The 2,552-nt window shown below is 37.4% G+C and carries 3 protein-coding genes; all 3 read left to right on the top strand.

Annotation, left to right across the window (positions count from 1 at the left end; translation table 11 throughout):
• The coding region (locus tag PLK24_RS10640) for an ATP-binding cassette domain-containing protein (protein WP_324478967.1) at positions 1 to 699 on the top strand (699 nt) is incomplete at its 5' end.
• Between the two features lie 22 nt (positions 700 to 721).
• The gene (locus tag PLK24_RS10635) at positions 722 to 1,681 is read left to right on the top strand and encodes an ABC transporter permease (RefSeq protein ID WP_324478965.1); all 960 of its coding nucleotides are present in this window, start codon (positions 722 to 724) and stop codon (positions 1,679 to 1,681) included.
• Between the two features lie 361 nt (positions 1,682 to 2,042).
• A complete protein-coding gene (gene rplM / locus PLK24_RS10630; protein ID WP_324478962.1) occupies positions 2,043 to 2,486 on the top strand; it encodes a 50S ribosomal protein L13 in 444 nt (147 codons plus the stop codon).
• The last annotated feature ends 66 nt before the right edge of the window (positions 2,487 to 2,552 follow it).

Here is a 2,552-nt window from a genome sequence, read left to right as displayed (position 1 = left end):
AGTAAAAATTTTGGACGCATTCAAGCATTAAATAATGTGAGTTTTTATTTAAAAAAGAAAGAAATTTTGGGTATCATGGGAGATAATGGAGCAGGGAAATCAACATTAATAAAAATTATTCGTGGTGCTATTAAGCCTACCAGTGGAAAAATCTTGTTGGAAGGGAAAGAAGTGATCTTTGAGAGTCCACGTGAAGCAACAAATGCGGGCATTGGTGCTGTATATCAAGAATCCGCTCTTGTTGAACACTTGACTATGGCAGAAAATTTTTTTCTTGGGCAAGAACCAACAAGGTCTGTTTTCGGTGGCTTATTTAAGTTTGTCGATTATAAAAAAATGTGGAAAGAGAGCAGTGAGTCCTTGAAAGAACTTGGATTTGATCTTGATGTTAGAGAGCTCATCTCAAACTTTTCTGGAGGTCAAAGACAAGCGGTTGCCATAACGCGCGCCATGCATTTTAAACCAAAGCTCATTCTTTTGGACGAACCAACTTCAGCTCTTTCCGAAAAGGCAATCGATATTCTTTTTGAAATCCTCAAAAAATCCAAGGAGTTGTATCCTATGATTTTCGTCGGTCATGATTTGGACGATGCTCTCAGGTTGTGCGACAGGATTATCGTATTGAAACACGGGGAAGTTGAAGTTGAAGTGGATGTGGAAAAGGGAATGAGCCGTGACCAGCTCATTACTTATATGTAATAAATGGGAAAGGAGCTAACTAGTGGACATCCGTACGGTTAAACAATCTGTCTATCATATTGACACAATTGTATTAAGTGTTGCGGCAATCGGTCTTATCATTCTGTTTTCCAATCTTACACCTCATTTTCTTGTCATGACCAATTTCCGAGTAATTTTTGAAACTATGGCAGTACTAAGCATATTAGCAGTTGGTATTAATTTTTTACTCGTAGCAGGGGAAATTGACATTTCTTTTGTTTCAGTATTAGAACTGTCAGCAGCAGTTGCAGCAGTCGCTAGTCCATCTAATACAATTTATCTTATCTTTCTCGGTATCTTTGCTGCTTTTTTAGTTGGATTAGTAAACGGATTTTTTGTTACAAAATTAGGAATCCCTTCTTTTTTAGTTTCTTTGGCAACTATGTCAGGAGTCCAGGGAATAGTTATGATTGTATGTAATTATCGGGCAGTTTTACTACAGAATAATCTCATTCCCCAGATATTTTATGGTAGGTATTTTGGAGGGATCGCTACCTCAGTTTACTGGATGATTATCGTAATCGTAATTGCAGCAATAAGTGCCAGTAAAACTAAGTTTGGACGCTGGATCTATGCTACTGGTGGTAATGAACGAGCAGCCAGATTAATGGGTATTCCAACTTTAAAGGTAAAACTCATCTTATTTTGTTTAAATGGAGCCCTCGCGGGTTTAGCTGGATTAATTTTGGCAAGTAGAGCTTTATCGGCTCGTCCAGCAATGGGACAGGGTTATTTTATGCCAGCAATAGCAGCTCCTATTTTAGGAGGAGCGCTCCTTACCGGTGGAACTGGATCGGTTTATCGTACCGCTTTGGCGTGTTTTGTATTAACCGTAATAACTAATGGTGTAAATTTATTAGGGCTAGAGCCCGCCTATCGAGACATATTTATGTGTATCATTCTTTTATCGGCTCTTTCTGTCAGAGCAATACAATCGCGAGGTATTGGAAGTAAAGTATAAATTATGAATTAAAAGATCTACGGCTATTCTTTATTTTCTATTATTATTGGGAATGAGATATTCGTTATTAAAGAAATAATCTATAATAGTTTTTTAAAATTCAACCAAGTTGATTACAGATTTATATTAATTGTTTAAAAAAAATACTTAATAAGAACATTATAAATTATCACTTTATAATAAAAGCCTTTGCTATAGAGAAAAAACCATTGATTTATTGGAGTTATTAACTTAATTATTTAAAAAGATAAGAAATGATATATCAATCGACTGGCTATGATATAATCGATAGGCACTTGACATTTGGCGGAACGTTCATTAAAATTCGTATGTTCTAATATGCGCGGAGGAGAAGGTGTTTATGGTTCCGAAAACATATATTCCATCATTTAAGAATATTCAACAAAAGTGGTATGTCGTTGATGCCCAGGATTTAGTACTGGGTAGAATGGCCTGCCAAATTGCCAAAATCTTGTTAGGGAAGAACAAGTCGATGTATACGCCCTTCCTTGATACTGGCGATTTCGTTATTGTCGTCAATGCCGACAAGGTCCGGGTTACCGGGAAAAAACTCTCCAATAAAGTTTATCGACATCACACCGGTTATCCCTCCGGCTTTCGAGTAGAAACATTGGAGCATTTAATGAAAAGAAAACCCGAGGAAGTGATTCGTAAGGCAGTATGGGGGATGATTCCCCATCATAAACTGGGAAACCGCATTATTAGCAAATTAAAAGTTTACACTGGCGATTCCCATCCCCACGCAGCCCAAAACCCGATTCCTCTTGATCTAAGGAGTGAATGACGTGAGTATGGATATGAAGTATTACGCAACCGGGAGAAGAAAAACATCGATCGCTAAGGTATGGTT

The sequence above is a fragment of the Atribacter sp. genome, from assembly GCF_035418125.1.
Lineage (GTDB): Bacteria > Atribacterota > Atribacteria > Atribacterales > Atribacteraceae > Atribacter > Atribacter allofermentans.
Note: the sequence above shows the minus strand (reverse complement) of the source record. Positions and strands in the feature narration are given on the sequence as shown.

What these genes read in the sequence shown, in the direction of transcription:
- rplM (WP_324478962.1), top strand. Translation starts at nt 2,043, where the DNA reads ATGGTTCCGAAAACATATATTCCATCATTTAAGAATATTCAACAAAAG.